This is a genomic window from [Empedobacter] haloabium (assembly GCA_008011715.2).
Classification (GTDB): Bacteria; Pseudomonadota; Gammaproteobacteria; order Burkholderiales; family Burkholderiaceae_D; genus Rugamonas; species Rugamonas haloabia.
The window spans coordinates 1,011,709-1,037,960 of record CP136508.1; the positions used below are offsets into that span (position 1 = coordinate 1,011,709).

General features: G+C 66.3%; 24 protein-coding genes. 13 read left to right on the top strand and 11 right to left on the bottom strand.

Annotation, left to right across the window (positions count from 1 at the left end):
- Positions 1-37: 37 nt before the first annotated feature.
- Positions 38-1,033, bottom strand: coding sequence for a BMP family ABC transporter substrate-binding protein (locus tag E7V67_004565; protein ID WUR14382.1), 996 nt, complete (start codon positions 1,031-1,033; stop codon positions 38-40).
- Between the two features lie 573 nt (positions 1,034-1,606).
- On the opposite strand from E7V67_004565, the gene E7V67_004570 reads away from it, so the two are divergent.
- The 4 genes from E7V67_004570 to pcp all read left to right on the top strand — a co-directional run bounded on the left by E7V67_004570 (position 1,607) and on the right by pcp (position 6,310).
- Positions 1,607-3,892, top strand: coding sequence for a TonB-dependent receptor (locus E7V67_004570; GenBank protein ID WUR14383.1), 2,286 nt, complete (start codon positions 1,607-1,609; stop codon positions 3,890-3,892).
- A 125-nt stretch (positions 3,893-4,017) separates the two neighbouring features.
- Positions 4,018-4,710 (top strand): DUF969 domain-containing protein, encoded by a 693-nt coding sequence (locus E7V67_004575; GenBank protein ID WUR14384.1) that lies wholly within the window; start codon positions 4,018-4,020, stop codon positions 4,708-4,710.
- Positions 4,707-5,663, top strand: coding sequence for a DUF979 domain-containing protein (locus E7V67_004580; GenBank protein WUR14385.1), 957 nt, complete (start codon positions 4,707-4,709; stop codon positions 5,661-5,663). The genes E7V67_004575 and E7V67_004580 overlap by 4 nt, the downstream gene beginning before the upstream one ends.
- On the top strand, positions 5,660-6,310 hold the full coding sequence (pcp, locus tag E7V67_004585) for a pyroglutamyl-peptidase I (GenBank protein ID WUR14386.1): 651 nt from the start codon (positions 5,660-5,662) through the stop codon (positions 6,308-6,310). Before E7V67_004580 ends, pcp begins: the two co-directional genes overlap by 4 nt.
- A gap of 81 nt (positions 6,311-6,391) precedes the next feature.
- On the opposite strand, the gene E7V67_004590 is transcribed toward pcp, so the two are convergent.
- From E7V67_004590 to E7V67_004600, 3 genes are read right to left on the bottom strand one after another with little or no spacing between them, the layout of a single operon-like run.
- Positions 6,392-7,297, bottom strand: coding sequence for a LysR family transcriptional regulator (locus E7V67_004590; protein WUR14387.1), 906 nt, complete (start codon positions 7,295-7,297; stop codon positions 6,392-6,394).
- A 39-nt stretch (positions 7,298-7,336) separates the two neighbouring features.
- Positions 7,337-8,257 carry a pseudouridine-5'-phosphate glycosidase gene (locus E7V67_004595; GenBank protein WUR14388.1) on the bottom strand — a complete coding sequence of 307 codons (921 nt, stop codon included), beginning with the start codon at positions 8,255-8,257 and terminating at the stop codon, positions 7,337-7,339.
- A gap of 6 nt (positions 8,258-8,263) precedes the next feature.
- Positions 8,264-9,373, bottom strand: a complete 1,110-nt coding sequence (locus E7V67_004600) for a carbohydrate kinase (GenBank protein WUR14389.1) — start codon at positions 9,371-9,373, stop codon at positions 8,264-8,266.
- A gap of 268 nt (positions 9,374-9,641) precedes the next feature.
- Between E7V67_004600 and xapA the strand changes: the two genes are divergently transcribed.
- The 7 genes from xapA to E7V67_004635 all read left to right on the top strand — a co-directional run bounded on the left by xapA (position 9,642) and on the right by E7V67_004635 (position 18,263).
- Positions 9,642-10,490: a xanthosine phosphorylase gene (gene xapA / locus E7V67_004605; GenBank protein ID WUR14390.1), complete on the top strand. Its 849-nt coding sequence runs from the start codon at positions 9,642-9,644 to the stop codon at positions 10,488-10,490.
- Positions 10,491-10,539: 49 nt separating this feature from the next.
- On the top strand, positions 10,540-11,733 hold the full coding sequence (locus E7V67_004610) for a phosphopentomutase (GenBank protein ID WUR14391.1): 1,194 nt from the start codon (positions 10,540-10,542) through the stop codon (positions 11,731-11,733).
- Positions 11,730-12,692: a deoxyribose-phosphate aldolase gene (deoC, locus tag E7V67_004615; GenBank protein ID WUR14392.1), complete on the top strand. Its 963-nt coding sequence runs from the start codon at positions 11,730-11,732 to the stop codon at positions 12,690-12,692. Before E7V67_004610 ends, deoC begins: the two co-directional genes overlap by 4 nt.
- Before the next feature lie 40 nt (positions 12,693-12,732).
- A complete protein-coding gene (locus tag E7V67_004620; GenBank protein WUR16228.1) occupies positions 12,733-15,087 on the top strand; it encodes an aldehyde dehydrogenase family protein in 2,355 nt (784 codons plus the stop codon).
- Positions 15,088-15,216: 129 nt separating this feature from the next.
- Positions 15,217-16,539 (top strand): thymidine phosphorylase, encoded by a 1,323-nt coding sequence (gene deoA, locus E7V67_004625; GenBank protein WUR14393.1) that lies wholly within the window; start codon positions 15,217-15,219, stop codon positions 16,537-16,539.
- 98 nt (positions 16,540-16,637) lie between these two features.
- Positions 16,638-17,042 carry a cytidine deaminase gene (locus E7V67_004630; GenBank protein WUR14394.1) on the top strand — a complete coding sequence of 135 codons (405 nt, stop codon included), beginning with the start codon at positions 16,638-16,640 and terminating at the stop codon, positions 17,040-17,042.
- A 3-nt stretch (positions 17,043-17,045) separates the two neighbouring features.
- Complete coding sequence (locus tag E7V67_004635; GenBank protein ID WUR14395.1) at positions 17,046-18,263, top strand: nucleoside deaminase; 1,218 nt, start codon at positions 17,046-17,048, stop codon at positions 18,261-18,263.
- Between the two features lie 4 nt (positions 18,264-18,267).
- Here the strand turns inward: E7V67_004635 and E7V67_004640 are convergent, their stop codons facing one another.
- From E7V67_004640 to E7V67_004660, 5 genes are all read right to left on the bottom strand, one after another.
- Positions 18,268-18,711, bottom strand: coding sequence for a VOC family protein (locus tag E7V67_004640; GenBank protein WUR14396.1), 444 nt, complete (start codon positions 18,709-18,711; stop codon positions 18,268-18,270).
- Positions 18,712-18,823: 112 nt separating this feature from the next.
- Positions 18,824-19,594, bottom strand: a complete 771-nt coding sequence (locus tag E7V67_004645; protein ID WUR14397.1) for a LytTR family DNA-binding domain-containing protein — start codon at positions 19,592-19,594, stop codon at positions 18,824-18,826.
- Positions 19,591-20,499 carry a histidine kinase gene (locus E7V67_004650; GenBank protein WUR14398.1) on the bottom strand — a complete coding sequence of 303 codons (909 nt, stop codon included), beginning with the start codon at positions 20,497-20,499 and terminating at the stop codon, positions 19,591-19,593. The genes E7V67_004645 and E7V67_004650 overlap by 4 nt, the downstream gene beginning before the upstream one ends.
- Positions 20,496-20,780, bottom strand: coding sequence for a hypothetical protein (locus E7V67_004655; protein WUR14399.1), 285 nt, complete (start codon positions 20,778-20,780; stop codon positions 20,496-20,498). The genes E7V67_004650 and E7V67_004655 overlap by 4 nt, the downstream gene beginning before the upstream one ends.
- Positions 20,781-20,910: 130 nt before the next feature.
- Positions 20,911-21,471, bottom strand: coding sequence for a GNAT family protein (locus tag E7V67_004660; GenBank protein ID WUR14400.1), 561 nt, complete (start codon positions 21,469-21,471; stop codon positions 20,911-20,913).
- A 98-nt stretch (positions 21,472-21,569) separates the two neighbouring features.
- Here E7V67_004660 and E7V67_004665 point away from each other — a divergent pair, with 98 nt between their 5' ends.
- Complete coding sequence (locus E7V67_004665; GenBank protein ID WUR14401.1) at positions 21,570-22,577, top strand: choice-of-anchor A family protein; 1,008 nt, start codon at positions 21,570-21,572, stop codon at positions 22,575-22,577.
- On the opposite strand, the gene E7V67_004670 is transcribed toward E7V67_004665, so the two are convergent.
- Positions 22,578-23,213, bottom strand: coding sequence for a TetR/AcrR family transcriptional regulator (locus E7V67_004670; protein ID WUR14402.1), 636 nt, complete (start codon positions 23,211-23,213; stop codon positions 22,578-22,580).
- The gene (locus E7V67_004675; GenBank protein ID WUR14403.1) at positions 23,206-24,681 is read right to left on the bottom strand and encodes a PLP-dependent aminotransferase family protein; all 1,476 of its coding nucleotides are present in this window, start codon (positions 24,679-24,681) and stop codon (positions 23,206-23,208) included. The genes E7V67_004670 and E7V67_004675 overlap by 8 nt, the downstream gene beginning before the upstream one ends.
- 193 nt (positions 24,682-24,874) lie before the next feature.
- Here E7V67_004675 and E7V67_004680 point away from each other — a divergent pair, with 193 nt between their 5' ends.
- Positions 24,875-26,191, top strand: a complete 1,317-nt coding sequence (locus E7V67_004680; GenBank protein WUR14404.1) for an aspartate aminotransferase family protein — start codon at positions 24,875-24,877, stop codon at positions 26,189-26,191.
- Positions 26,192-26,252: the final 61 nt, after the last annotated feature.

Genomic DNA, 26,252 nt, shown 5'->3' on the forward strand with positions numbered 1-26,252 from the left:
CGCGTTTCTACGGGAAGTCCCGAACGTTAAAGAAGGATCAGGCCGGGCAGGCCGCGCCCGTGCGGATGTCGATGACCTTGACCTTGCCGTCGATGATGTCCTTGCGGGCACCCAGCACTTTCTTTTCGATTTCCGGCGTGATCACCTTGCGGTTGTGCTCGTCCAGCGCCCAGTCCACGCCGCCTTCCTTCAGGCCCTTGGCCGTGACGCCGCCTTTCCAGGTGCCGTTCTTCACCTGCATGAAGCTGTCGTAGACGGCGTTGTCGACGCGCTTGACCATCGAGGTCAGCACGGTGCCCGGATACAGGTGGTTCTGGTTGGAGTCGACGCCGATCGCCAGCTTGCCTTTTTCCTTGGCCATCTGCAGCGTGCCCAGGCCCGAGCCGCCCGCCACGGCGAACACCACGTCCACGCCGCGCTCGAACTGCGAGCGGGCCAGTTCGCCGCCCTTGGCCGGATCGTTCCAGGCGGCGGCGGTGGTGCCGACCATGTTCTGCACGACTTCCGCTTTCTTGTCGACGGACTTCGCGCCCTGAGCGTAGCCGCACGCGAAGGTACGGATCAGCGGGATGTCGATGCCGCCGATGAAGCCCAGCTTCTTGGTCTTCGATGCCGCGGCGGCGGCCACGCCGACCAGGTAGGAGCCTTCTTCTTCCTTGAACGTAATCGAGTTGACGTTGGCGCCTTGCGCCACGCCGTCGATCAGCACGAAGCGCACGTTCGGGAATTCCTTCGCGACCTTCTGTACGGCCTGGGTCTGGGCGAAACCGATCGAGGCGATCAGGTCCAGCTTCTTGCGCGCGAGGCCGCGCAGCACCTGCTCGGCCTGCGTGTCGGACGACGCCTGCACTTCGATGAAGTTGATGTTCGTGTCCTTCTTGAAGCGCGAGGCGCCTTCGAAAGCGGACTGGTTGAACGATTTGTCGAACTTGCCGCCCGCATCGTAGACGATGCCCAGCTTGGGCGTGGCGGCGCATGCGCCAGCCGACACCGCAACGGCTGCGATCATCATCGTAAGTTGTTTGATTTGCATGAATAGGCTCCTGGAAGTTCGTTATTGTATAGTTTTTGCGAGCAAAACATGTAGGCCACTATTGCCAGAAGGCTGGAAACGCCCCGAATTTAGAGGCCGGACTCGATGCATCGCTGCAAACTATCGTTGCCAGATTTTCACTTGTTAGCAAATTGCTACCGACTCAACGCCGCACTGTAGCGTTGGCACAACATCACACGGGCTGACCGAGCGCGCCCTCCAGCGTTGTTTTTTCGACTCCGCACTGCCGAACCGCCGGCAGCGCCGGAAAATCGTCGACGCGGCGATTTTGCCCGTTTCCCCTCTGCGCGGCGCGCCGTTGCCGCATGCCACCGTCTCCACAGCGGCCCGATGGGTCAGCTCTTAACTATGCAACAGCCGTGATATGTATGACAAATACGTTTTTGCTTGCCGATTTATATTAATTTGATATCAATCGGATTGGCCCTTCTTCGATTTTCGGTCACTGGGTTTGGTGCTAGCATCCCGTCTTGCCTGCAGTTTTCCTGAGTAAATTGCGCACTTTGCAGTCTTTTCTATTCCGAATTCAAATGAACAAGAAGGAGCTGGTCCATGTCTGAACCCACCCGGTACGCCGCCCGTACGCTGATCGCGCTGGCGATCGCCGCCGCATTCCCCCTGCATGGGGCCATCGCGCAGGAAACGCAGCAGCCGGCCGCCGGCAGCGATACCGCCAGCGACGTCGTCGTCGAGAAGCGCCAGCCCGGCCAGCTCGAGCAGGTCATCGTGACGGCCCAGCGCCGCGCCGAGAACATCAAGGACGTGCCGATGTCGATCGCCACCGTCAAGGGCGAGAAGCTGGACGTGCTGACCTCCGGCGGCCAGGACATCCGCTTCCTGTCCGGCCGTTCGCCATCGGTCGCGATCGAGTCCGACTACGGCCGTACCTTCCCGCGCTTCTATATCCGCGGCCTGGGCAATACCGATTTCGACCTGAACGCGTCGCAGCCGGTCGGCCTGGTGATGGACGACATCGTGCAGGAAAACCCGATGCTGAAGGGCTTCCCCGTGTTCGACGTGGATCAGGTGGAAGTGCTGCGCGGCCCGCAGGGCACGCTGTTCGGCCGCAACTCGCCGGCCGGCGTCATCAAGTTCGACTCGGCCAAGCCCGTGTTCAAGACCGAAGGCTACCTGTCCGCCGGCTTCGGCAAGGACCGCGTGCGCAACATCGACGGTGCCTACAACATCCCGGTCAGCGACACCGTGGCGATCCGCTTCTCCGGCCAGTCGCAGCACCGCGGCGACCGCGTGCACAACGACCGTCCGACCGGCACGCGCGATTTCGAAGGCTACAAGGACAACGCCGCGCGCCTGCAGGTGCTGGTCAAGCCGACCGCCAACTTCAGCGCCCTGTTCAACGTGCACGGCCGCGACATGGACGGCACCGCGACGCTGTTCCGCGCCAATATCCTGAAGAAGGGCACCAACGACCTGGTCGACAACTTCGACTACGGCAGCTACCCGACCGACGGCATCAACGAACAGCACCTGAAGAACAAGGGCGCCAGCCTGCGCATGCGCTGGGACCTGCCGGGCATTACGCTGCACTCGATCACCGGCTACGAGAAGCTGGACTTCTTCAGCCGCGCCGACGTCGACGGCGGCTACGGCGCCTCGTATGCGCCGCCGATGGGTCCGGGCTTCATCCCGTTCCTGGTCGAGACGGCCGACCTGATCCCGAACCACAAGCAGATCTCGCAGGAGCTGCGCGCCGAGTCCAGCACCAAGGGCCCGCTGCAGTGGATCGCCGGTGTCTTCTACTTCAAGGAAGACATCCAGATCGACAGTATCTCCTTCAATTCGCTGGCACCGGGCAATCCGCAGAACCCCAACTACGCGACGCAGGAGCAGAACGCGAAATCGTGGGCGGCCTTCGGCTCGCTGAACTACGCGATCAACGACCGCCTGAAAGTGCGCGGCGGTGTGCGCTACACCAGCGACAAGAAGGACTTCGTGGCGCAGCGCATCGAGACGACCGGTCGCAGCTACCACGAGCTGTCGGACGACTCGACCAACGTCAGCTGGGATGCCAGCGGCACCTATGTGCTGACCAAGGACACCAACCTGTTCGCGCGCATCGCGACGGGCTACCGTGCGCCGTCGATGCAGGGCCGCCTGAACGACCTGTCGAGCCGTCCTTCGATGGCCGGCGCCGAGAAGGTGCTGTCGTATGAAGCGGGGATCAAGCAGGACTTGTTCGACCGCCGCGCGCGCCTGTCGGCCACGGCGTTCCACTACCGCGTCAAGGACAAGCAGCTGACGGCCGGCAGCGGTTCGATCAACATGAACCAGCTGCTCAACGCCGACAAGGCCACCGGCCAGGGCGTGGAACTGGACATCCAGGCCAACCTGTCGGACTCGCTGTCGGCCACGTTCGGCAGCAGCTACAACGACACCGAGATCAAGGATGCCAGCCTGTTCGTGTTGCCTTGCGGCGGCGGCTGCACGGTGACGAACCCGGTTTCGTTTGTCGGCGGCTCCCGTGTCGCCCTGATCAACGGCAACCCGCTGCCGCGCGCACCGAAGTGGCAGCACAACTTCACGCTGAAGTACAGCACTCCGGTCGCGAACGGCGAGTTCTACGCCTTCACCGACTGGTCGTATCGTTCGTCGTACAACTTCTTCCTGTACGAAGCGGTCGAGTACAAGGCCAAGGACCTGCTGGAAGGCGGCCTGCGCCTGGGCTACAAATGGGGCGACGGCAAATACGATCTGGCACTCTACGGCCGCAACATCACGGACGAGGTACAGTCCGTGGGTGCGATCGACTTCAACAACATGACCGGTATCCTGAACGAGCCGCGCACGTACGGTGTGCAGTTCAAAATGAATTTCTGATACTGTTGGTTACGTAGCTTGAGACCTGCCCCGCCCAGTGCGGGGCTTTTTTTGTGCTACCAACTCGCAATATTGCCTGAAAAATGGGGACAGACCCCATTTTTCGAGAAACTTGTGGAGGGTGAATGCAGTCTGCTGTGAATCTGTGGCCACTGCTGGGCGTGGCCGTCATCGTCGCCGGCTTCCTGTTGCGGCTGCACCCCGTGCTGGTCGTGCTGGCCGCGTGCCTGGCCACCGGCGTGGCCGTGTGGATGCCGCCGCTCGAGCTGCTGGCGGCGCTGGGCGGCGCCTTCGTCAAGACGCGCAACCTGCCGCTGATCCTGCTGCTGCCGCTGGCGGCCATCGGTTTGCTGGAGCGCTTTGGCTTGCGCGAGCACGCACAGGCGGCGATCGGCCGGGTGCGCTCTGCCACGGCCGGGCGCCTGCTGATCGTCTACTTGGCCATCCGCGAAGGCGCGGCCGCCGTCGGGCTGACGTCGATCGGCGGCCACCCGACGATGGTGCGGCCGCTGATGGCGCCGATGGCAGAGGGCGCGGCCGAGCGGCAGGCCGAGGCGCGCGGCGCCAGCCTGTCCGACCCGGCGCGCCAGCGCGTGCGCGCAATGACGGCGGCCACCGACAACGTCGGCCTGTTCTTCGGCGAGGACATCTTCGTCGCCTTCGGCGCCATCGTGCTGATGCAGACGATCCTGCGCGGCGAAGGGATCGAGGTCGATCCGCTGCACATGGCGCTGTGGGGCATCCCCACGGCGATCTGCGCCTTCATCATCCACGCCTGGCGCCTGCGCCGGCTCGACGTCTACTTGGCGCGCGCATGATTCTTCAACTCGAGCATTTCTATTATGTGGTGGGCGCGATCCTGGCGATCGTTGCGTGGATGTCGGCCACCGATCGCTCCAACCCGCGCCGCTATACGACGGCACTGTTCTGGGGCCTGTACGCGGCCGTCTATCTTGGCGGCGACGCGATGCCGGCCGAACTGGCAGGCGCCATCGTCGTCGCGATGGCGCTGCTGGCCGGCTGCGGCGCGGTCCGCAGCGGCAAGCCGGACGTGCTGCCCGATGCAGAGCGCCGCGCCAGCGCGCGCCGCCTGGGCCACAAGCTGTTCCTGCCCGCGCTGGCGATTCCGCTGGTGACGGTGGTGGCGTCGACCCTGCTGAAAGACGTCAAGCTGGGCGAGCTGTTCCTGATCGACCCCAAGCAGGCGACGCTCGTGGGCCTGGGCTGCGCCTCGATCATCGCGGCCGCGCTGGCGTGCCGGCTGACGCATTCCTCGCCGGTGCAGGCGATGCGCGAGCACCGCCGCCTGGTCGACGCGCTGGGCTGGGCCTTCTTCCTGCCGCACCTGCTGGCGATCCTCGGCCTGCTGTTCACCCAGGTGGGCGTCGGCAAGGCGGTCGCGCACGTGGCCACGTCGTACATACCGATGGATTCGAAGCTGGTGGCCGTGACGGTGTATTGTGTCGGCATGGCGCTGTTTACGATCGTCATGGGCAACGGCTTTGCCGCCTTCCCCGTGATGACGGGCGGCGTCGGCATCCCGGTGCTGGTCGGCGTATTCCACGCCAACCCGGCCGTGATGGCGGCGATCGGCATGTTCAGCGCCTACTGCGGCACCTTGATGACGCCGATGGCGGCCAACTTCAACATCGTGCCGGCCGCGCTGCTGGACCTGCCCGACAAGCATGCCGTCATCAAGGCCCAGGTGCCGACGGCGCTGCCGCTCTTGGGCGTGAATATCGTATTGCTGTACTTCCTGATGAACCGATGACGACCACTGTGCTGCTGACGGGCTTCGAGCCGTTCAACCAACAACCGATCAATCCCGCCTGGGAAGCCGTGCGCGCGCTGGAGGGCTGGGCGGAGCAGGGCATCGTCCTCCACGTGCGCCAGCTGCCGTGCGTGTTCGGGCAAGCGGCCGACGTGCTGCGCGAGGCGCTCGACGTGATCAGGCCGGACGTCGTCATCGCCGTCGGCCAAGCCGGCGGGCGGGCCGACATCACGGTCGAGCGGATCGCCATCAATATCGACGACGCGCCGATCGCCGACAACCGCGCCGTCCAGCTGGTGGACGAGCCGATCGTGCCTGGCGGTCCCGCTGCCTACTTCGCCACCTTGCCGATCAAGGCCATCGTGCATGCGTTGCGTGCGGCCGGGCTGCCGGCATCGGTGTCGCAGACGGCTGGGACGTTCGTTTGCAATCACGTGTTCTATCAGCTGATGCATATGCTGCGTGAACAGCCAGCAGTGCGCGCTGGATTCATCCATATTCCGTTCCTGCCGCAGCAGGCGGCGCGGCAGCCGGTGCCGACAGCCAGCATGGCGCTGGTGGATATGGTCGAGGCGTTGAAAATTGCGGTGCGGACGGCGTGTGCAGTGGCCGGCGATTTGCGCGAGGCGGGTGGCGGGACGCATTGACGTACTGTCGGCGCGTCGCAGCAGTGCGTCGAACCCGGAACCGAAAACTGGGGTCGGACCCGGCGGGTCCGACCCCGGCTCTTACTCCCGCCCAGGCGGCCGCAAGATATTCAGGAACGCCCGCACCACCGGCGCATCGTCCAGCGTCGTATAAGTGATGTACAGATTGGCCGACGGCGCATTGGTCCGGATCGGCAGGAACACCACGCCTGGCCAGCCGATGCGGCTCGTGGTTTCCGGCATCAGGGTGACGCCCAGGCCGGCGCCCACCATCGCCAACAGGGTCTGCGGCTCGGAAGCTTCCTGGAAGATCGCCGGCTGGAAGCCGGCGTTGACGCAGCACTGGATCAGGTAGCGGGGGAACGCGGACTTGTCCAGGGCCAGCGTCAGCATCGGCTCATCGGCGATGTCGGCCAGCTCGATGGCGTCGCGCTTGGCCAGCGGGTGGTGTTCGTTGACGGCGACGCAGACGTTCTCGCGAAAGCACAGCTCCTGGCGCAGGTTGTCGTTTTTCAGGTCATTCTCGTCCAGCTTCGGCTCGCGCCAGAAGCCCACGTCGATCTGCTTGGCGCGCAGCGCGTCGTACTGCACGGTGGGGCCGAATTCGTGGATCGTCCACGTCACGCGCGGGTACTGGCTCTGGAACTGTTCGAGCAGGCTGGGAATGGGGCCCCACATCGCCGAGCCGACGATGCCCACACGCAGCCGGCCCACCTCGCCGCGGTCGATCTGGCGCACCGTGTCGATCGTCATGCGCATCTTGGCCAGCAGGTCGGCCGCCTCGTTCATCAGGGCCCGGCCGGCAACCGTCAACTCGAAGCTGCGGGTGGTGCGGGCAAACAGCTTGACGCCCAGTTCCGCCTCCAGCTTCATGATCTGCTGCGACAGCGGCGGCTGCGAGATGTGCAGCCGTTCGGCGGCGCGGCTGAAGCTTTTTTCTTCGGCCACGGCCAGGAAGTACTTCAGTTGTTTCAAGTCGATCGACATGGGGCCCCTGCCAGAAGTGTGCTTTGCTTTTGTGCTTGCTTATGTGCTCGGATACTCCGCCATCGCGCGCGCCAGCGCGGCGCCCACGCGGGCGTTGTTCTTGACCAGTGCGATGTTCGTCGCCAGGCTGCGGCCTTCGGTCAAGGTCTTGATGCGGGCCAGCAGGAACGGTGTCACCTTCTTGCCCGTCACACCCTGCTGTTCGGCTTCCTCCAGGGCCTGCACGGTGATCGCGTCGATCTCTTCCTTCGGCATGGCCTCGCTCTCCGGTACCGGATTGCTGACGACGACACCGCCGTTCAGGCCCAGGCGCCACTTGGTGTGGACGAACGCCGCCTGCTCGGCCGGGGTGTCCAGCTGGAAGTCGGCGTTGAAGCCGCTCGCGCGCGTGAAGAAGGCCGGGAAGCCGGGTTGGCCAACGCTGACCACCGGCACGCCATGCGTTTCCAGGTATTCCAGGGTCAGGCCGATGTCGAGGATCGATTTCACACCGGCGCAAACGACGGCCACGTTGGTCCGGGCCAGTTCCTGCAGGTCGGCCGAGATGTCGAAGCTGGTCTCGGCGCCGCGGTGCACGCCGCCGATGCCGCCCGTGACGAAGACGGGGATGCCGGCCAGTTGGGCGCAGATCATCGTCGCGGCCACCGTGGTGGCACCCAGCTTGTGCTGCGACAGCACATAGGGCAGGTCGCGCCGGCTGACCTTCATCGCCTCGGGCGACTGGCCCAGCAGCTCGAGCTGCTCGTCGGTCAGGCCGACGCAGATCTTGCCGTCGATGACGGCGATCGTCGCGGGCACGGCGCCGCCGTCCCGGATGATCTGCTCGACTTCGCGTGCGGTCTGCACGTTCTGCGGGTACGGCATGCCGTGCGAGATGATCGTCGATTCAAGCGCGACGATAGGCTTGCCGGCGGCGCGCGCGGCGGCCACTTCGGGCGAAAAGGAGAGGTATTGTTGCATGGGCTGTCAATCCTGTACTGGGTGTAGGACCGCGCTGAACAGGTCCGGTGTCAGCGCGGGGGAAACGGTGTGCGGGCTTTGCACGGTAAGGGCGGCGGCGTGCAGGCCGCGGGTGCAGGCGACAGTCAGGTCGTCGTCGCCCTCGGCCAGCGACCAGCAGACGGCGGCGGAAAACGCGTCGCCGGCGCCAGTGACGTCGACGACGTCATCGACTTCCTGTGCCGGCAGCCAGCGCAGGTCGCCCGGCACGGTGTGATACACGCCGGCTGCGCCGCAGGTGACGACGACGTCCTGCGCGCCCTCGGCCTGCAGCGCGCGGCAGGCCTGGCGCACGTGCGCCTCGGTCGGCAGCGGCCGGCCGGCGCGCGCTTCCAGCTCGCCGCGGTTGAGAATCAGGAGGCGCAGGCCGCGCAGGTCGCGCGGCAAGCGTTCCATCTTCGGCTGCGAGACGGCGACGATGACGAGTCGGGCGCCGCCGCGCTGGGCGTCGCCCAGCAGCAGGGCGATGCTGGCCTCGGGCAGGTTCAGGTCCGCCACGACCAGCGAGGCGGCGCTGCGCTGCGGCTGGCGCCCGGCCAGGAAGGCAGGTGTCAGGTGGTCGTACAATGCCATGTCGGCCAGCGCGACGACCATTTCGCCGCCCGCGTCCAGCACGGCCGTATAGGTGCCCGTGGCGGTGCCGGGCAGCTTCAGGGAGCCGGTCATGTCGATGCCGGCGCCTTCGGCGTGGCCGCGCAGCGCCTGACCGGCGGCATCGTCGCCCAGTGCCGTCAGCAGGGCGCACGCGCTGCCCAGGCGCGCCAGGTTCTCGGCGATATTGCGTGCCACGCCGCCATAGGTTTCCTCGGCGCTGGCGGGATTGGACGTGGCCATCTGCAGCGGCGCCAGGGTGCGCAGCTTGCGATCCAGGTTGGCTGCACCGATGCACAGCACGGCGCGCGCGGCGGGCAGCACGTAGGCGCGGCCCAGCAGGCGGCGCTCGCGGATCAGGCTGGCCACGTGGCCCGCGACCGCCGAGCGCGACAGGCCGAGCTGGTCCGCCATCTGCTGCTGGGAGATGAACGGGTTGGATCGGATCAGCTGGAACAGCTGCTCTTTCTTGGGAAGGTCGTTCACACAGGCTTTCATGGATTCAAACAACTGTTCGACATCCTAAACAACTGTTTGCCTCGTGTCAAACGCGTTCCCTCGCTATAATAGTCGTTTATTTATATATCCTGCATATAAATGGCAAAGAAAAATGGTATTTGCCATACATATCAGGGATGATGCATAGTGTCGCCTTGTCACCGGCGCCGCTGAATAATGATCGCTCATCGATTAGTTAATTGTTCGCGGCGTCACTGCATCGTCACCGACCAGATTCCGACATTTCGAGGACCCCATGTTGAACAATTCCCCCTTCCAGGCAGCCGCCATCGTCCGCTCGCGCATGCCCGCGAACTTCCAGCCGCGCTGCGCGCTGATCCTGGGCTCCGGCCTGGGCGTGCTGGCCGAGCAGATGACGGACGCCGTCTCGATCGGCTTCGACGAGCTGCCCGGCTTCCCGATCAGCACCGTGCACGGCCATGCGGGCCAGATGGTGCTGGGCACGTTGTCCGGCGTGCCGGTGGTGTGCCTGAAGGGGCGCGGTCACTTCTACGAAGGCTACGGCCTGGGCGTGATGACGAGCGCCGTGCGCACGTTGAAGCTCCTCGGCTGCGAATTCGTGTTCGTCACGAATGCGGCCGGCTCGCTGCGTCCGGAAGTGGACGCCGGCTCGCTGGTGGCGCTGAACGACCATATCAACTTCCTGCCCGGCACGCCGATGATCGGCCCGAACGACGAGCGCTTCGGCCCGCGCTTCTTCAGCATGGCCAATGCCTACGACGCCGACCTGCGCAAGCTCCTGCAGGACACCGCCGCGCAGCAGAACATCACCCTGCACGAAGGCGTCTACATCGCCTACGCCGGCCCGAACTTCGAAACGCCGGCCGAGATCCGCGCGTTCGGCCGCCTGGGTGCGGACGTCGTCGGCATGTCCGTCGTGCCGGAAGTGGTACCGGCCCGTCACTGCGGCCTGAAGGTCGTGGGCGTGTCCGTCATCACCAACCTGGCCGAAGGCCTGTCGCCGTTCCCGTTGTCGCACGAGCAGACCTTGAAGTACGCCGCCATCGGCGCGGAAAGCCTGGTAAAACTGATCCAGGCCTTCATGGCGAACATCGCCAAGACGCCTGCCGCCGCGCAGGCCTAAGAGTCAACGGGCGGCTGCGGCCGCCCTTCATTTTTATACGGGACACATCATGTCACGCGCATTCATCCTCCTGCTCGATTCCTTCGGCCTCGGCGCCACGCCGGATGCCGACAAATACGGCGACGCCGCCGCCAACACCTTCGGCAGCATCGCCGCCTGGGCCGCCCGCGAGGGCAAGCCGATGCAGCTGCCGAACCTGGAAAAGCTGGGCCTGGCCGCCGCCGCGCATATCGCGACCTGCAAGTGGGCCGAAGGCTTCAACGCCCGCGACGGTTTCACCGGCGCCTATGGCGTCGCGCGCGAGCAGTCGACCGGCAAGGACACGCAGAGCGGCCACTGGGAAATCGCCGGCGTGCCGGTGCTGTTCGATTGGGGCTACTTCCCGAAGACGGTGCCGTCGTTCCCGCAGGAGCTGACGGACCAGTTGCAGGAACTGGGCAAGCTGCCGGGCTTCCTGGGCAATTGCCACGCCTCCGGCACCACCATCATCAACGAACTGGGCGACGAGCACGTTGCCACCGGCAAGCCGATCCTGTACACGTCGGCCGACTCGGTACTGCAGATCGCCGCGCACGAGGAGCACTTCGGCCTGGAGCGCCTGTACGAGATCTGCGAGATCGCCTATGAGCTGGTCAAGCCGTACAACATCGGCCGCGTGATCGCCCGGCCGTTCACGGGCGCGAACGGCAACTACAAGCGCACCGCCAACCGCCACGACTACGCGGTGCCGCCGCCGGCGCCGACCCTGCTGGACCACGTCAAGGACGCGGGCGGCGAAGTCATCGCCCTGGGCAAGATCAGCGACATCTACGCCGCCAAGGGCGTCTCGCGCGTGGTCAAGGGCCCGGACAACATGGCGCTGTTCGACCAGCTGCTCAAGGTGCAGGACGAGGCGGGTGATAAATCGCTGACGTTCGTGAACTTCGTCGACTTCGACATGCTGTTCGGCCACCGCCGCGACGTGCAGGGCTACTCGCAGGCGCTGCACGAGCTGGACGCGCGCCTGCCCGAGTTCATCGCCAAGCTCAAGGACGGCGACATGGTCGTCATCACGGCCGATCACGGCTGCGACCCGACCTCGCCCGGCTCGGACCACACGCGCGAACACATCCCGATGATCTTCTTCGGCCCGGCCGTCGCGCCGCGCCAGCTGGGCATCTCCGAGACCTTCTCCGACATCGGCCAGACGCTGGCGCACCACCTGGGCGTGAAACCTCTTTCCAACGGAACCAACCTGTTATGAGCATCCCGCAAGACTTCAAGCGCAACGAGGCCATCGGCCTCGACCTGGGCTGGCTGAACCACATCCACGTCAACAAGGCGGCGGCCGACCGCCGCGCCGCGTCGCTGGCGAACCGCCGCACCGTGAAGAAGGAATACCAGGCCGCGTGGCTGGTGAAAGCCATCGAATTGATCGACCTGACCACCCTGTCGGGCGACGACACCCCGGGCCGCGTGGAGCGCCTGTGCATGAAGGCCATGCGACCGCTGCGCACCGACCTGGTGGAAGCGCTGGGCCTGCAGGAGCGCAAGTTGATGACGGGTGCCGTCTGCGTCTACCACGAGATGATCCGCCATGCGGACAAGGTGCTGAAGGGCCGCCTGCCCATCGCCGCCGTCTCGACCGGCTTCCCGGCCGGCCTGACGAACATGGAAACCAAGGTGCGCGAGATCGAACTGTCGGTGGCCGACGGCGCGCAGGAGATCGACATCGTCATCACGCGCCAACACGTCCTGACCGGCAACTGGCAGGCGCTGTACGACGAGATGCTGGCCTACCGCCAGGCTTGCGGCGAAGCGCACGTGAAGGCGATCCTGGCCACCGGCGACCTGGTCACCCTGGAGAACGTGGCGAAAGCATCGTGGGTCTGCATGATGGCGGGCGCCGACTTCATCAAGACGTCCACCGGCAAGGAAGGCGTCAACGCGACCATCCCCGTGTCGCTGGTGATGGTGCGGGCCATCCGCGAGTACTACGAGCGCACCGGCTTCCAGGTCGGCTACAAGCCGGCCGGCGGCGTCTCCACGGCCAAGGCCGCGCTGCAGTACATGACCGTCATGAAGGAGGAGCTGGGCAACGAGTGGCTGGAACCGCACCTGTTCCGCATCGGCGCATCCAGCCTGCTGACCGATATCGAGCGCCAGCTGGAGCACTACGTGACCGGCAACTACTCCGCCGCCCACCGCCACGCGCAACCTTAAAGATCAAGCCATGCCTACTATTAACGAGATTTTGAATACCATGGAATACGGCCCAGCTCCCGAGAGCCAGAAAGAAGCGCAAGCGTGGCTGGAGCAGCGCGGCCGCAAGTTCGGCCTGTTCATCGACAACGCGTGGACAGAGGCGGGCGAAACCTTCGCCTCGACCAATCCGGCCGACGGCAAGGAACTGGCGCAGCTGACGCAGGCGACGGCCGACGACGTCGATCGTGCCGTGCAGGCCGCGCGCCGCGCGCAGCCGGCATGGGCCGCGCTGGGCGGCCATGGCCGTGCCAAGATCATGTACGCGATCGCGCGCCTGATGCAGAAGCACGCACGCCTGCTCGCCGTGCTGGAAACGCTGGACAACGGCAAGACCATCCGCGAGACGCGCGACGCCGACCTGCCGCTGGTGGCGCGTCACTTCTACCACCACGCCGGCTGGGCGCAGCTGCTGGACGAAGAGTTCCCCGGCCACCGCGCCGTGGGTGTCGTCGGCCAGATCGTGCCGTGGAACTTCCCGCTGCTGATGTTGGCATGGAAGATCGCGCCGGCGCTGGCGGCCGGTAACACGATCGTGTTCAAGCCGGCCGAGTTCACGCCCTTGACCGCGCTGCTGTTTGCCGAGATCTGCGTGCAGGCCGGCGTGCCGGCCGGTGTCGTCAATATCGTCACCGGCGATGGCCGCACCGGCGAAGCCATCGTCAAGCACGAAGGCATCGACAAGCTGGCCTTTACCGGCTCCACTGAAGTCGGTCGCCTGATTCGCGAAGCCACCGCCGGCAGCGGCAAGAAGCTGTCGCTGGAACTGGGCGGCAAGTCGCCCTACATCGTGTTCGAGGATGCGGACATCGACGCGGCCGTCGAAGGCCTGGTCGATTCGATCTGGTTCAACCAGGGCCAGGTCTGCTGTGCCGGTTCGCGCCTCTTGGTGCAGGAGTCCGTCGAGGAACGCTTCCTGAAAAAACTGAAGGCGCGCATGGACAACTTGCGCCTCGGTTCGCCGCTGGACAAGTCGACGGACATCGGCGCGCTGGTCGATCCGATCCAGCGCCAGCGCATCCACGCCCTGGTGGAAGCTGCACGCGAGGAAGGCTGCGAGATCTACCAGCCGGCCGCCTGCGACATTCCGGCCGAAGGTTCGTGGTTCGCGCCGACCCTGATCACCGGTGCCTCGACGTCGGCCGCCGTGGCGCAGGCCGAGATCTTCGGCCCGGTGCTGGTGGCGATGAGCTTCCGCACCCCGGCCGAGGCGGTGCAACTGGCGAACAACACCGTGTACGGCCTGGCCGCCTGCGTGTGGAGCGAGAACATCAGCCTGGCGCTGGACGTGGCGCCGCAGATCAAGGCCGGCGTCGTGTGGATCAATACCGCCAACCAGTTCGACGCCGCGTGCGGCTTCGGCGGCTACAAGGAATCGGGCTACGGCCGTGAAGGCGGCCGCGAAGGCATGGTCGAATACCTGGTGCCGGTCAGCGAGGATGCGCGTCCAGCCCTGCCGGCCGTCGCCAAGCTGGCCGCACCAAAACCTGCCGCCGCGTCGAACGATCCGTTCGCGATCGACCGTACCGCCAAGCTGTACATCGGCGGCAAGCAGGCCCGCCCGGACGGCGCCTACAGCCGCGCCATCCACGGCGCGGACGGCACCTTCCTCGGCGAGATCGGCGAGGGCAACCGCAAGGACATCCGCAACGCCGTCGAAGCGGCGCACAAGGCATCCGGCTGGACCAAGGCCACGGCGCACAACCGCGCGCAAGTGCTGTATTACATCGCCGAGAACCTGGCCGCGCGCGGCCAGGAGTTCGCCGACCGCATCGCCGCGCAGACGAGCAGCAAGAACGCCGAGAAGGAAGTGCAGGCATCGATCGAGCGCCTGTTCTACTGGGCGGCATGGGCCGACAAGTACGACGGCGCGGCGCACCAGCCGCCGATGCACGGCATCACGGTGGCGCTGAACGAAGCGGTCGGCGTGATCGGCATCGTCTGCCCGAACGAGAACCCGCTCCTGGGCTTCATCTCGCTGGTGGCGCCGGCGATCGCCGTGGGCAACCGCGTGGTCGTGGTGCCGTCGGAAGCGCACCCGCTGACGGCGACGGACCTGTACCAGGTGTTCGACACCTCCGACCTGCCGGGCGGCGTGGTCAACATCGTCACGGGCAGCGCCGACGAGCTGGCGCGCACGCTGGCTTCGCACAGCGACATCGACGCGATCTGGCGCCACGACGGCTCGGCCGCCGGCTGCGCCGAAGTGGAGAAGCTGTCGGCCGGTTCGCTCAAGCGCACCTGGACCGGCGGCGCCAAGGGCCGTGACTGGTTCAGCACGCAGCAGGCGGCGGGCCGCACGGTGCTGGCGCATGCGACGCAGGTGAAGAATATCTGGATTCCTTACGGCGTTTAAGGCGCAGGATTGTCTACTGAACCCGGAACCAGGAGCTGGGGTCAGACCCGTCGGGTCTGACCCCGGTTTTCGGTTTTGGGGTTTCGACGAATGGCAACGGCACCTGGAATATAAAGAGAAAGAACACACATGTACCTCCCCCAAGAAATCATCCGCAAGAAGCGCGACGGCGGCGTGTTGTCCGCTGACGAAATCCGCTTCTTCGTGCGCGGCATCACCAGCGGCGACACGACCGAAGGCCAGATCGCCGCGCTGGCGATGGCCGTCTTCTTCAACGACATGACGATGGACGAGCGCGTCGCGTTCACCCTCGCGATGCGCGACTCCGGCGACGTGCTGGAATGGAAATCGCTGAACCTGCCCGGCCCGGTCATGGACAAGCACTCGACCGGCGGCGTCGGCGACGTCGTCTCCCTGCTGCTGGGCCCCATGATCGCCGCTTGCGGTGGCTTCGTGCCGATGATCTCCGGCCGTGGCCTGGGCCACACCGGCGGCACGCTGGACAAGTTCGATTCGATCCCCGGCTACTGCACGGTGCCGGACAATGAATTGTTCCGCAAGGTCGTCAAGGAAGTCGGCGTGGCCATCATCGGCCAGACCGCGTCGCTGGCGCCGTCCGACAAGAAGTTCTACAGCATCCGCGACGTCACGGCGACCGTGGAATCGGTGGCGATGATCACCGGCTCCATCCTGTCGAAGAAACTGTCGGCCGGCCTGGACGTGCTGGCGATGGACGTCAAGGTGGGCAGCGGCGCCTTCATGCCGACCTATGAGAAATCGGTGGAACTGGCCGAGTCCATCGTCAAGGTGGGCAATGGCGCCGGCATGATGACGTCCGCGCTGCTGACGGACATGAACGAGTCGCTGGCGCCTGCCGCCGGCAATGCGGTGGAAGTGCGCTGCGCGGTCGACTACCTGACCGGCAAAGCGCGTCCGGCGCGCCTGCACGAAGTGACGATGGCGCTATGCGCCGAGATGCTCGTGCTGGGCAAGCTGGCCGCCAGCGAAACGGAGGCGCGCGCCAAGCTGCAGGCTTCGCTCGACAGCGGCGCCGCCGCCGAACGCTTCGCCAAAATGGTTACCGCGCTGGGCGGTCCGGCCGACTTCGTCGAACGCATGGACCAGCACCTGGACAAGGCGCCGGTCATCGTCGAAGTGCCGGCGCTGCAGTCGGGCTATGCTGCCGCGACCAACTGCCGCGGCCTGGGCCTGGCCGTCGTCAGCCTGGGTGGCGGCCGTCGCCGTCCGCAGGATGCGATCGACTTCGCCGTCGGCCTGACGAACCTGGCGGAACTGGGCCAGAAGGTCGACGCCGGCCAGCCGCTGGCCATCGTGCATGCGCGCAGCGAGGCAGCGGCCAAGCAGGCCGTGGCCGAGGTGCAGGCGGCGTACACGATCGCCGATACGGCACCAGCCGCGAACCCGATCGTCTATCGCACGATCCGTCCATAACATTTCCCAGAAAATGGGGACAGACCCCATTTTTCAGGAAACATTGCCGAGAAAATGGGGTCTGTCCCCATTTTCTCGGCAACTTTGAGATAGGCGTCATGAACACCCAACAACTGATCGAAGAAGCCAAGGCCGCCCGCCTGAAGGCCTATACCCCGTACTCCAACTTCAAGGTGGGCGCCGCGCTGCTGTGCCGCGACGGCAAGGTCTTCCATGGCTGCAACGTGGAAAACGCGTCGTACGGCCTGTGCAACTGCGCCGAGCGCACCGCGCTGTTTTCCGCCTTCGCGCACGGCTACCGGCAGGGCGACTTCGACAAGCTGGTCGTCGTCGGCGAGACCGATGGCCCGATCGCGCCGTGCGGCGCCTGCCGTCAGGTCATCCTGGAACTGGGCGGCAACGAGCTGCCCGTCGTGCTGACCAACCTGAAGGGCGACGTGTTCGAGACCACGGCGGCCGCCCAGCTGCCGAACGCCTTCGGTGGCCAGGACCTGAAGAAGTAAACGATGAAGAAAGCCATCGACGTGCAGGCGGCCGTCGCCATCGCGTCGCTGGAAGCCATCGCCGCCAAGACCCAGGGTACCTTCGGTGTCGGCGGCGTCATGCTGGACAGCTTCGGCACCGTGCTGCAGGCCATCCACAACAACGTCATTCGCCATGGCCTGATCCACGATCCGACGGCCCATGGCGAACGCCAGCTGGTCGACTGGTACTACGCCGAGCTGGCGAAGGGCAGGGCGCTGCCGCCGCCGCACGAAGTCACCATCGTCACGTCGCTCGATCCTTGCTGCATGTGTGCCGGCGCCATGCTGGCGGCCGGCTTCAACGTGGTCGTGGCGGCGAACGACCGCAATGCCGGCGTCGATTACGAGGGTGATGGGACGTTCTCGGCGCTGCCGGCCGGGCTGCGACAGCAGGCGCGCGCCAGCTTTTCCTATCCGGCCGTGCTGGGTTCGTCGTCGTATGCGCGCCCGCCGCGGGGCGCGGCACCACCGCATTTTTTCATCGGCAAGACCATCGCGGAGCCTACCCAGGCCTTGTGCTCGCTGGTGTTCGAGGCCACCACCGAAAGCGTGGTGGGCCTGTTCCAGGCCGATCCGCCGCGTGCCGACCTGCAGGACCCTGCCACCTTGCCGCCCGACCACGCCATCGTGCGGGCGCTGAAGCGCGCCTGCCCGGATGCGCTGACATATCGCTGCGCGCCGCGCCGGCCCGGCGCCGAGCTTGCTCCCTACCTGGAGCACGCCATCAAGCGCGATCGCGCACATGGCGGCGAGGGCGACGCGGTCGTGCTGCTCGATGCGTTCGGCAACCTGCTGCTGTGCTGTCACGGCCGCCGCGACAAGTCGCCGGTCCGCACCGCGTTCATGGAATGCACGCGGGCCTACGCGCAACTGCGCTACAAGCTGATGCAGGGGGCCGACCTCGCCACGCAGGAGGCGGTGCGTCGTTACCTGGGCCATCCGAAGGACGGCACGTTCGTGTTCGCCCGCGCGCCGGACGACAGTGCGCTCAGCTTCATGAACCTGGGTGCCTACGGCTCGACGATGGAAGGTCCGCTGCCCGCTGCCGATGGCGCACAGCTGCAATATGTGCTGCCGACCGACGAAGCCGCGCTGGCGCGGCTGTGCGCCGGCCTGCCGCCGCTGTACCGCGACCTGATCGGCATCCGCCCCGCGCAAGTGGCGGCCCCGGCGCTGGTCGCCGCGCTCGCCGGCACCTGACGCGTCAGCGCGGCCGCTCGGCCTCGGCCCACGGGTCGTAAGTGCCGATGCTCCACACGTGGCCCTCGGGGTCGCGGCAGGTAAAACCGCGCCCGCCGTAATCCTCGTCCTGCAGCGGCAGCAATACAGTGCCGCCGGCCCGCAGCACGCGCTCGTGCACCTGGTCGGCATCGTTGACGACCAGGTAGGAGCTTTGCGTGACGAACGTACCGATTTCCACGGGCTGCTTCAGCAGGCGGCCGTACTCGCTGTCGACGACCGATGCCAGCATGATCATGCCGTTGCCATAGGTGAGCTGGGCATGCGCCACGGTATCGTCCTCGTTGCGGATCACCAGCGCCGCCTCGAAGCCCAGCGTGTTGCAGAGCCATTCGATGGCGGCCGGGGCGTCACGGTAACGCAGGCAGGGCATGATGGTGGCGCGCGTGTGCTTCGGTATCGTCGTCATCTGCTTTCTCCTTGTTCTGGCCAGGACCCGCAAGGGGCGGAATCACCAATATAGACCAGCACCCCAGGTGGGGCAAGCGGAGTCAGGCGCGCAAAAAGCAACGCGGCCGTGGCTACATCTGCTGGAACAGATGGGTATTGCCGCGGCTGACCTCGAGTTCCTCGCCCGACTGTTTGACGCGCACCAGCTGGCGTCCGCGCAGGTCGCGCGTGACCTCCGCGATGGCGTCCACGCGCACCAGCGTGGAGCGGTGGATGCGCCAGAATTCATCCGGGTCCAGCTCGTCCGCGAGCTCCTTCAGGGTCTTGCGGATCAGCACTTCGCCCTGCGCCGTCTGCACCCGCGTGTATTTTTCGTCGGCGCGGAAGAACAGGATCTCGCGCGTGCTGATCATGCGCAGGCTGTTGCCCACTTGCGCCTGGATCCAGTGCAGGTAGGCGCGCGGCGCCGTGGCCGGCTGCGTGCCCTGCGCCAGCAGGCGGCCCAGCTGCTGCGCGATGTCGTCCGGCGCCCGGCCCACGCGCTCCTTCAGGCGCGCGCACGTGGTCTTCAGGCGCTCGCCGCCGACGGGTTTCAGCAGGTAGTCCAGCGCGCCCTGCTCGAAGGCCTCGATGGCGTACTGGTCGTAGGCCGTGACGAACACGATGTGGCAGCGGTTGAACAGCATGCGCGCCGCCTCGATGCCGGACAGGCCGGGCATGCGGATGTCCAGGAACACGATGTCGGGCCGGTGCTGGCCCGCCAGCGCGATGGCCTCGATGCCGTTGGCCGCCTCGGCGACGATGTGCAGCTCCGGCCAGCAGTCGTGCAGGCGCTTCTTCAGCATGTCGCGCATCGGTTCCTCGTCGTCGGCGATCAGCGCGGTCGGTGCGTGGCTGCTCATGCTTTTTCCTTGGCGAAGATGTCGGGCGCGAACGGCACCCGGATGCAGGCCCGGCAACCGCCTTCGGCCGGCGCCTCGATCAGCAGTTCGGCGCGGCTGCCGTACAGCAGCGCCAGGCGCTCGCGGATATTGGTCAGGCCGACACCGTCGCCGGCATGGCGCGAGAAGCCGATGCCGTCGTCCTGCACCTCGACCTGCATGGTGGCGCCGTCGACGTGGGCGCGGATGTCGATGCGGCCGCCCTCGATCTTCGGCTCCAGGCCGTGCTTGATGGCGTTCTCGATCAGGGTCTGCAGCATCATCGGCGGGAACGCGGCGCTTTCCAGCTCGGGCGGCACGTCGAACGACACCGCCAGCCTTTGCTTCATCCGCGCCTGCATGATGGCGAGATAGGAGCGCGACAGCGCGACCTGCCGGCCCAGGGTGCCGCCACCGCGGGCGCGCATCTGCGGCAAGGTGGAGCGCAGGTAGTCGATCAGGTGCTCGTGGATGCGCGCGGCCTGCGGCGGATCGGTCTCGATCAGCTGGCCGATCAGCGCCAGGGTATTGAACAGGAAATGCGGCTCGACCTGGGCTTGCAGCGCGGCCATCTGCGCTTCCACCACACGGCGTTCCATGCTTTCCGTGCCGGCGTGGGCGGCGGCGGCGCGCGCCTCGATCTCCGCCTTGCGCTTGCCGCCGGCCAGCACCTTCAGGCCGCACGAGATCAGCATGAAGGCAAAGGCCTGCTTGGGCAGCAGGACCGGCGTCAGGGCCAGCAGCCAGGCCAGCACCCACGTCACCACCAGTTGGCGGAACGGCACCTGGGCCAGCCAGTCGAAGAACTGCCACCACAGGTTGCTGGCCGTCTCGCCCAGTTCGCGCAGGAAGCCGAGGGCGCCCGCGCGGCCGGCCGCCAGTCTCATTGCGCGCCGCCGTGCATGGTGTCCTGCGGCTCCGGCATGCGTCGCTTGTGGCTGTGCTGCACGCCAAAGGCACCGATGACGAGCTTGGCCAGCAGGAAGATCACGAACAGGGTCAGTGCCAGCGGCAGGATCGTCAGCAGCAGGGCCAGCATCACGCACAGCGCCAGCAGCGACTGCCACGACATGCGGCCCAGCCGGCGCATGCCGTGACGGACGACGCCGACGACGAAGTCGCTCGCTTCGCGCAGGGTTTCCGAGAAGGTCTTGTTAATGGTTTTCATGCTGGTTGGCTCCAGTAGGATGGCGATGACAGGACTTTAGTCCGCGCCCCCACGGCCGGAAAGGGCCATCCGATGAATCGTTGTTTTGGCGGGTTGACCTGCGTGGCGGGCGGATGAATGGGCCGCCGGGTCAGGCCTCGCGCCGCTGGTCGCGCCACTCATGCCGCAGCAGGCCGTAGTATTCGCTGTCGCAGATTTCGCCATTGACGAACCAGCGTTCGCGCAGCCGGCCCTCGTGCCGGAAGCCCAGCCGTTGCAGCAGCCGGCTTGACGCCGTATTGCGCGGATCCACATCGGCCTCGATCCGGTGCATGTTCAGGGCGCCGAAGGCATGGTCGAGCAGCGCCGGCAGCGCCTCCTGCATCAAGCCACGGCCCCAGTGCGGCCGGGCCAGCATGTAGCCGATCTCGCAGCGACGGTTGTCCAGGTCGAATTTGCGCAGCGTGACGACGCCGGCCACGGTGCCGTCCACCTCGATCCCCAGCCGCAGCAGCGCACCGCTGGCATAACCGGCCAGGCTTTCCTCGACCATCGCCAAGGCCGGGGCCACGCTGGTCCATGCGGATGAGCTCCAGTAGCGCATCGCCTCGACGTCACGGAACATCGCATATAACGCGGGCGCATCGGCTTGGTCCAGGAAGCGCAGCCGCAAGCGTGCGCAAGGCAGCGTAAAGGGTTCGAAACAGGTCATCGGTTCCTCTCGGTTGTTGTGGTGAGTCCAGCGACTCTCGGTAGTAAATCTGAAACTATGATATCCTTTGAGTAATATCAATTGCTGAAATTCATGCCATGTCCCGCCTGCCGCTTGCTCTTGCTACCTTGTTCGCCACCTCCGTTGCCGCCGCGGCGCCATTGACCGCCACGCAGGTACTGAACCAGCTCAACGTCGTCGCGCTGAACACGATCGACTCCACTTCGCACGTGGACGGCCGTACCTGGGCCGGCGGCAGCGTCAACGGCGGCGACTATGGCCAGCACCTGGCGCAGGCTCCGGCGTCGGCTTACGCGGGTCTCAGCGTTGGCGGTGCCGCCAGCAATCTGCACGTCAACGGCGGCGGCGCCGTCGTCAACGGCTCGATCTCGAACGCGACGATCAACAGCGGCGAAGCCTTCGTCAAGGGCGGTGCCAGCAGCACCAACTTCAACGGTCCGGCCTACGTGGCGGGGCCGTCGGCTTGGAACAACTATAACGGCGGCCATGTGACGACGCCGACCGCAGCGATGCAGTCCGCCGGCGGCGCCGCCTCGTCGACGAACTTCAAGCAGGTGCTGACGGGCCTGTCGACATCGCTGAACGGCCTGGCCGCCACCGGCAGCACGGTGGCCGTCAGCGGCAACAAGGCTGTCTTCAATGCCAAGGCGGGCGCCGACGGCGTGGCCGTGTTCGACCTGGAGACGATCGACGAGGGCCTGTTCAGCCTGGGCGAGTTCGAGTTCCACCTGAACGGCGTCAGCAGCGTGATCTTCAATACCGACGTGACGAGCGCGTCGATCAACGCGAACTTCCTGGGCGGCGCGGCGCCGCTGATCGGCGGCAAGGCGGTCTGGAACTTCTACAACGCCACCAGCCTGACCCTGGGCAGCCAGTTCGGCGGCGCCGTGCTGGCGACCGGCGCCACGCTGACGAACTGGCAGAACGTCGAGGGTGGCGTGTTCGTCAAGAACCTGGTGCAGCGCGGCGAGATCCACCTGCAGCCATTCACCGGGACCATCTCCGCCGTGCCGGAACCGGCCGGTGTGACCCTGCTGCTGGGCGGCCTCGCCGTGCTGGCGGCGCGCCGCCGCCGGCGTGGCTGATCAGGCCACGGCGACGGCCGCCAGCACCATCCGCGCGATGGTCTGCTCGGCCTCGTCGTAGTCCTTGCGCGTGAGCCGGCGGTCCAGCACCAGAGCCATCTGCGGCGCGAAGTCGGCATACGACTGCGTCATCGCCCAGATCGCGAACAGCAGGTGCGTCGCGTTGACCGGCGCGATGCGGCCGGCCGCGATCCAGCCCTCGAACACCTCGATATCGCGCCGCAGTACCGGCACCACCCGGTCGCGGATCTGCTCCCCGTACAGCTTGGCCCCGCCGATCACCTCCATCGCGTAGACGCGCGAGGCATACGGCTGCTCGCGCGAGAATTTCAGCTTGGCCTGGATGTAGGCGCGCAGCACGTCGGCCGGCTGGCCGGCGTCGGCCAGGTGCGCCATGCGCTCCAGCCATTCGTCCAGCACGTCATCCAGCACACGCTGGTACAGTGCCTGCTTGGTGGGGAAGTAGTACATCAGGTTCTGTTTCGACAGCCCGGCGTTCTCCGCGATGCGGGCGATCGAGGTGCCCTCGTAGCCGCAGTCGGCGAACATGCGCACGGCTTCGGCCACGATGTCCGCTTCCAGGCTTTCGCGGTTCTGCAGGCGCCGGGCGGCGCTGTTGATGCGGGGCTTATCCACGGCGGCTCCTGATCGATTGCAGGAAGCCGCGCAGCTGCGGCTGGTCGGTGTAAGCGACGTTGAAGCGGAACCAGATCGTGCTGCTTGCGCGCAGCATGAAGAATTCGTTCGGCGCCAGCAGGATGCCGGCGCGCAGCGCCTGGTCGGCGATGACGCGGCCGTTCCAGTCCGGCGTCGGCGCGATGTCCCAGCCGGCGCTGACGAACATGCCGCCGCGCGGATGCGCCACCGGCGTCATGCCGACCTCGCGCAGCGCTTCCTCGCTGCGCGCGCGGCCCGCCTCCAGCTGGGCCGCCAGCTTTTCCACCATGCGCCGGTACGGCCGCGCCGTGATCGCGTGGTGCACCGCGCGCTCGTTCACTTCGGAGGTCGTCAACCCCGTCAGCATCTTGACCCGCACCAGTTCCGGCAGCAGCGAGGCCGAGGCGCAGATCGAACCGACCCGCAGCACGGGCGACAGCGTCTTCGAAAAGCTGCCCACGCGGATCACGCGGCGCAGGCCGTCCAGCGCGGCCAGCGAGGCCTCTCCGCGCGCGGCCAGCTCGCGGTAGATGTCGTCCTCCACCAGCCAGAAATCGAACTGCTCGGCCAGCGCCAGCAGGCGGTGTGCCTGTGCCGGCGTCAGCGAGGTGCCGAGGGGATTCTGCAGCACCGTGTTGACGAACATGAGCTTGGGCTGTGTCAGGCGGGCCTGTTCGGCCAGCGCCTCCATGTCCAGGCCGCGCTCGTCGCGCGGGATGCCGACCACATTGCAGCCGTGGTGACGGATCAGCGACAGCAGGTTGCTGTAGCCGGGGTCCTCGACGAATACCGTGTCGCCCGGCCGCGTCAGGGTGCGCAGGATCAGGTCGAAGGCGTGGGTGGCGCCGTGCGTCAGCAGCACCTGGTCCGCGTCCACCGGGAACAGCTCGTCCGTCAAGGTGCTGGCCAGGTGCTGGCGCAGCGCCGGGAAGCCCAGCGGGTGACCATAGCCGCGCAGACGGTTGGCCGGGATGCGCATGGCCTGGCGCACGGCGTCGAGGATCGTGTCCTCGCCATACCATTCGGGCGGCAGCCAGCCGGCGCCGACCGGCAGCGCGTCCGTGACACCCGTGTACAGCTCGGGTGTCAGCGCGTCCACGGCGGCCGGCGCGGCGACGAACGGCACTGGCGCCAGCGCGGCAGGGAGGGCCTGGCGCGCCACGAAATAGCCGGAACCGCGCCGCGAATACAACAGTCCCAGGGTGACCAGGCGGTCATAGGCCTCGACAACTGTAAAGGTGCTGATGCCATTACACTTGGCGAACTGCCGCACCGACGGCATCCGGGTGCCGATCCGCAGTTCCTTGCCGGACACCATGTCCGTGACAGCCGCGACGATCTTGTCGACCAGACTGCCTTTACCACTCCGCTCCAGCGGCAGCACGGGCCAACTGGGATGTGGCGCCGCGCAGGCGCCTTGATCTGCCGCAAGGCCGTGATGTGCCATGGTTGACTCCCTTCCCGCGCCATCGCCAAACTGTATTGTTTTGGCTACCTGTACGGTTGGATGGTTTTGCCGATTGTGTATATGTGCCATAGTGAATGGCGTGACTATTATTGCATCATCATTTTGCCAACTGGTAAATTTTTTTACGGGTCGTAAAACGCGTCCGTACTGAATTTCCTCCAAGGAGAAAAGCATGAACGAGTCCCGCCCGGCATCGCTGGCGTCTTTCTGGATGCCCTTCACGAACAACCGGGATTTCAAGGCCAGCCCACGCCTGCTGGTGTCGGCCGCCGGCGTGCATTACAAGGATGTCGACGGTAACGACATCCTCGACGGCACCGCCGGCCTGTGGTGCGTGCCGTGCGGCCACGCGCAGCCGAAGATCGTGGCGGCGGTGCGCGAGATGGTGGGCCAGCTGGACTTCGCGCCCACCTTCCAGATGGGCCATCCGGCCGCCTTCGAGCTGGCCGACAGGCTGATGGCCTACACCAACCACCGCTTCGGCCACGTGTTCTACACCAATTCCGGCTCGGAAGCGGTGGACACGGCGCTGAAGATGGCACTGGCGTACCACAAGGCGCGCGGCGATGCGGGCCGCACCCGCTTCATCGGCCGCGAACGGGGCTACCACGGGGTCGGCTTCGGCGGCATCTCGGTCGGCGGCATCGCCGCCAACCGCAAGCCGTACGGCACCTTGCTGCCCGGCGTCGACCATCTGCCGCACACGCACAATCTGGAGAAGAACGCCTACACGCGCGGCGAGCCGGAATACGGCGCCCACCTGGCGGACGAGCTGGAGCGCATCGTCGCGCTGCACGACGCCTCCACCATCGCCGCCGTCATCGTCGAGCCGGTGGCCGGCTCCACCGGCGTGCTGATTCCGCCGAAGGGCTACCTGAAGCGCCTGCGCGAGCTGTGCACCAAGCACGGCATCCTCCTGATCTTCGACGAGGTGATCACCGGCTTCGGGCGCATGACGACACCGTTCGCCGCCGACTACTTCGACGTCGAGCCGGACATGATGACGACGGCGAAGGGCCTGACCAACGGCACGGTGCCGATGGGCGCGGTGTTCTCGAAAGCCTTCGTGCACGACGCCCTGATGGACGCGCCGGCCGGCATCGAACTGTTCCACGGCTATACCTATTCCGGCCACCCGCTGGCCTGCGCCGCGTCGCTGGCGACCTTGCAGGTGTTCGAGGAACAGGACATCCTCGGCCACGCCAAGGGCCTGCAGGACTACTGGGCCGACGCGGTGTTCTCGCTGAAAGGCCTGCCGCACGTGATCGACCTGCGCTGCATCGGCCTGATCGCCGGCATCGAGCTCGCGCCGCTGGCCGGCAAGCCGGGCGCGCGCGCCTATGCCGCGTTCAAGAAGGCGTTCGCGGACGGGGTGCTGATCCGCGTCACCGGCGACATCATCGCGCTGTCGCCGCCGCTGGTGTTCGAGAAGCAGCACATCGACGAGTTGTTCGGCAAGCTCGCGAAGATCTTGAAGGAACTGGATTGAAACAAACTGCACGGCGCATCGACACAATCGGCGCGCCGCATCGCGGTCACCCATAAGGAGA

Excerpts from the sequence above, each read along its gene's own strand:
- E7V67_004660 (WUR14400.1), bottom strand. The coding sequence starts at position 21,471 with ATGACCTGTTTCGAACCCTTTACGCTGCCTTGCGCACGCTTGCGGCTG.
- E7V67_004610 (WUR14391.1), top strand. The coding sequence starts at position 10,540 with ATGTCACGCGCATTCATCCTCCTGCTCGATTCCTTCGGCCTCGGCGCC.
- E7V67_004620 (WUR16228.1), top strand. The coding sequence starts at position 12,733 with ATGGAATACGGCCCAGCTCCCGAGAGCCAGAAAGAAGCGCAAGCGTGG.
- E7V67_004650 (WUR14398.1), bottom strand. The coding sequence starts at position 20,499 with ATGAGACTGGCGGCCGGCCGCGCGGGCGCCCTCGGCTTCCTGCGCGAA.
- E7V67_004575 (WUR14384.1), top strand. The coding sequence starts at position 4,018 with ATGCAGTCTGCTGTGAATCTGTGGCCACTGCTGGGCGTGGCCGTCATC.
- deoC (WUR14392.1), top strand. The coding sequence starts at position 11,730 with ATGAGCATCCCGCAAGACTTCAAGCGCAACGAGGCCATCGGCCTCGAC.
- E7V67_004595 (WUR14388.1), bottom strand. The coding sequence starts at position 8,257 with ATGCAACAATACCTCTCCTTTTCGCCCGAAGTGGCCGCCGCGCGCGCC.
- pcp (WUR14386.1), top strand. The coding sequence starts at position 5,660 with ATGACGACCACTGTGCTGCTGACGGGCTTCGAGCCGTTCAACCAACAA.
- E7V67_004645 (WUR14397.1), bottom strand. The coding sequence starts at position 19,594 with ATGAGCAGCCACGCACCGACCGCGCTGATCGCCGACGACGAGGAACCG.
- E7V67_004635 (WUR14395.1), top strand. The coding sequence starts at position 17,046 with ATGAAGAAAGCCATCGACGTGCAGGCGGCCGTCGCCATCGCGTCGCTG.
- xapA (WUR14390.1), top strand. The coding sequence starts at position 9,642 with ATGTTGAACAATTCCCCCTTCCAGGCAGCCGCCATCGTCCGCTCGCGC.
- E7V67_004675 (WUR14403.1), bottom strand. The coding sequence starts at position 24,681 with ATGGCACATCACGGCCTTGCGGCAGATCAAGGCGCCTGCGCGGCGCCA.
- E7V67_004570 (WUR14383.1), top strand. The coding sequence starts at position 1,607 with ATGTCTGAACCCACCCGGTACGCCGCCCGTACGCTGATCGCGCTGGCG.
- E7V67_004580 (WUR14385.1), top strand. The coding sequence starts at position 4,707 with ATGATTCTTCAACTCGAGCATTTCTATTATGTGGTGGGCGCGATCCTG.
- E7V67_004665 (WUR14401.1), top strand. The coding sequence starts at position 21,570 with ATGTCCCGCCTGCCGCTTGCTCTTGCTACCTTGTTCGCCACCTCCGTT.
- deoA (WUR14393.1), top strand. The coding sequence starts at position 15,217 with ATGTACCTCCCCCAAGAAATCATCCGCAAGAAGCGCGACGGCGGCGTG.
- E7V67_004630 (WUR14394.1), top strand. The coding sequence starts at position 16,638 with ATGAACACCCAACAACTGATCGAAGAAGCCAAGGCCGCCCGCCTGAAG.
- E7V67_004680 (WUR14404.1), top strand. The coding sequence starts at position 24,875 with ATGAACGAGTCCCGCCCGGCATCGCTGGCGTCTTTCTGGATGCCCTTC.
- E7V67_004640 (WUR14396.1), bottom strand. The coding sequence starts at position 18,711 with ATGACGACGATACCGAAGCACACGCGCGCCACCATCATGCCCTGCCTG.
- E7V67_004590 (WUR14387.1), bottom strand. The coding sequence starts at position 7,297 with ATGTCGATCGACTTGAAACAACTGAAGTACTTCCTGGCCGTGGCCGAA.
- E7V67_004565 (WUR14382.1), bottom strand. The coding sequence starts at position 1,033 with ATGCAAATCAAACAACTTACGATGATGATCGCAGCCGTTGCGGTGTCG.
- E7V67_004655 (WUR14399.1), bottom strand. The coding sequence starts at position 20,780 with ATGAAAACCATTAACAAGACCTTCTCGGAAACCCTGCGCGAAGCGAGC.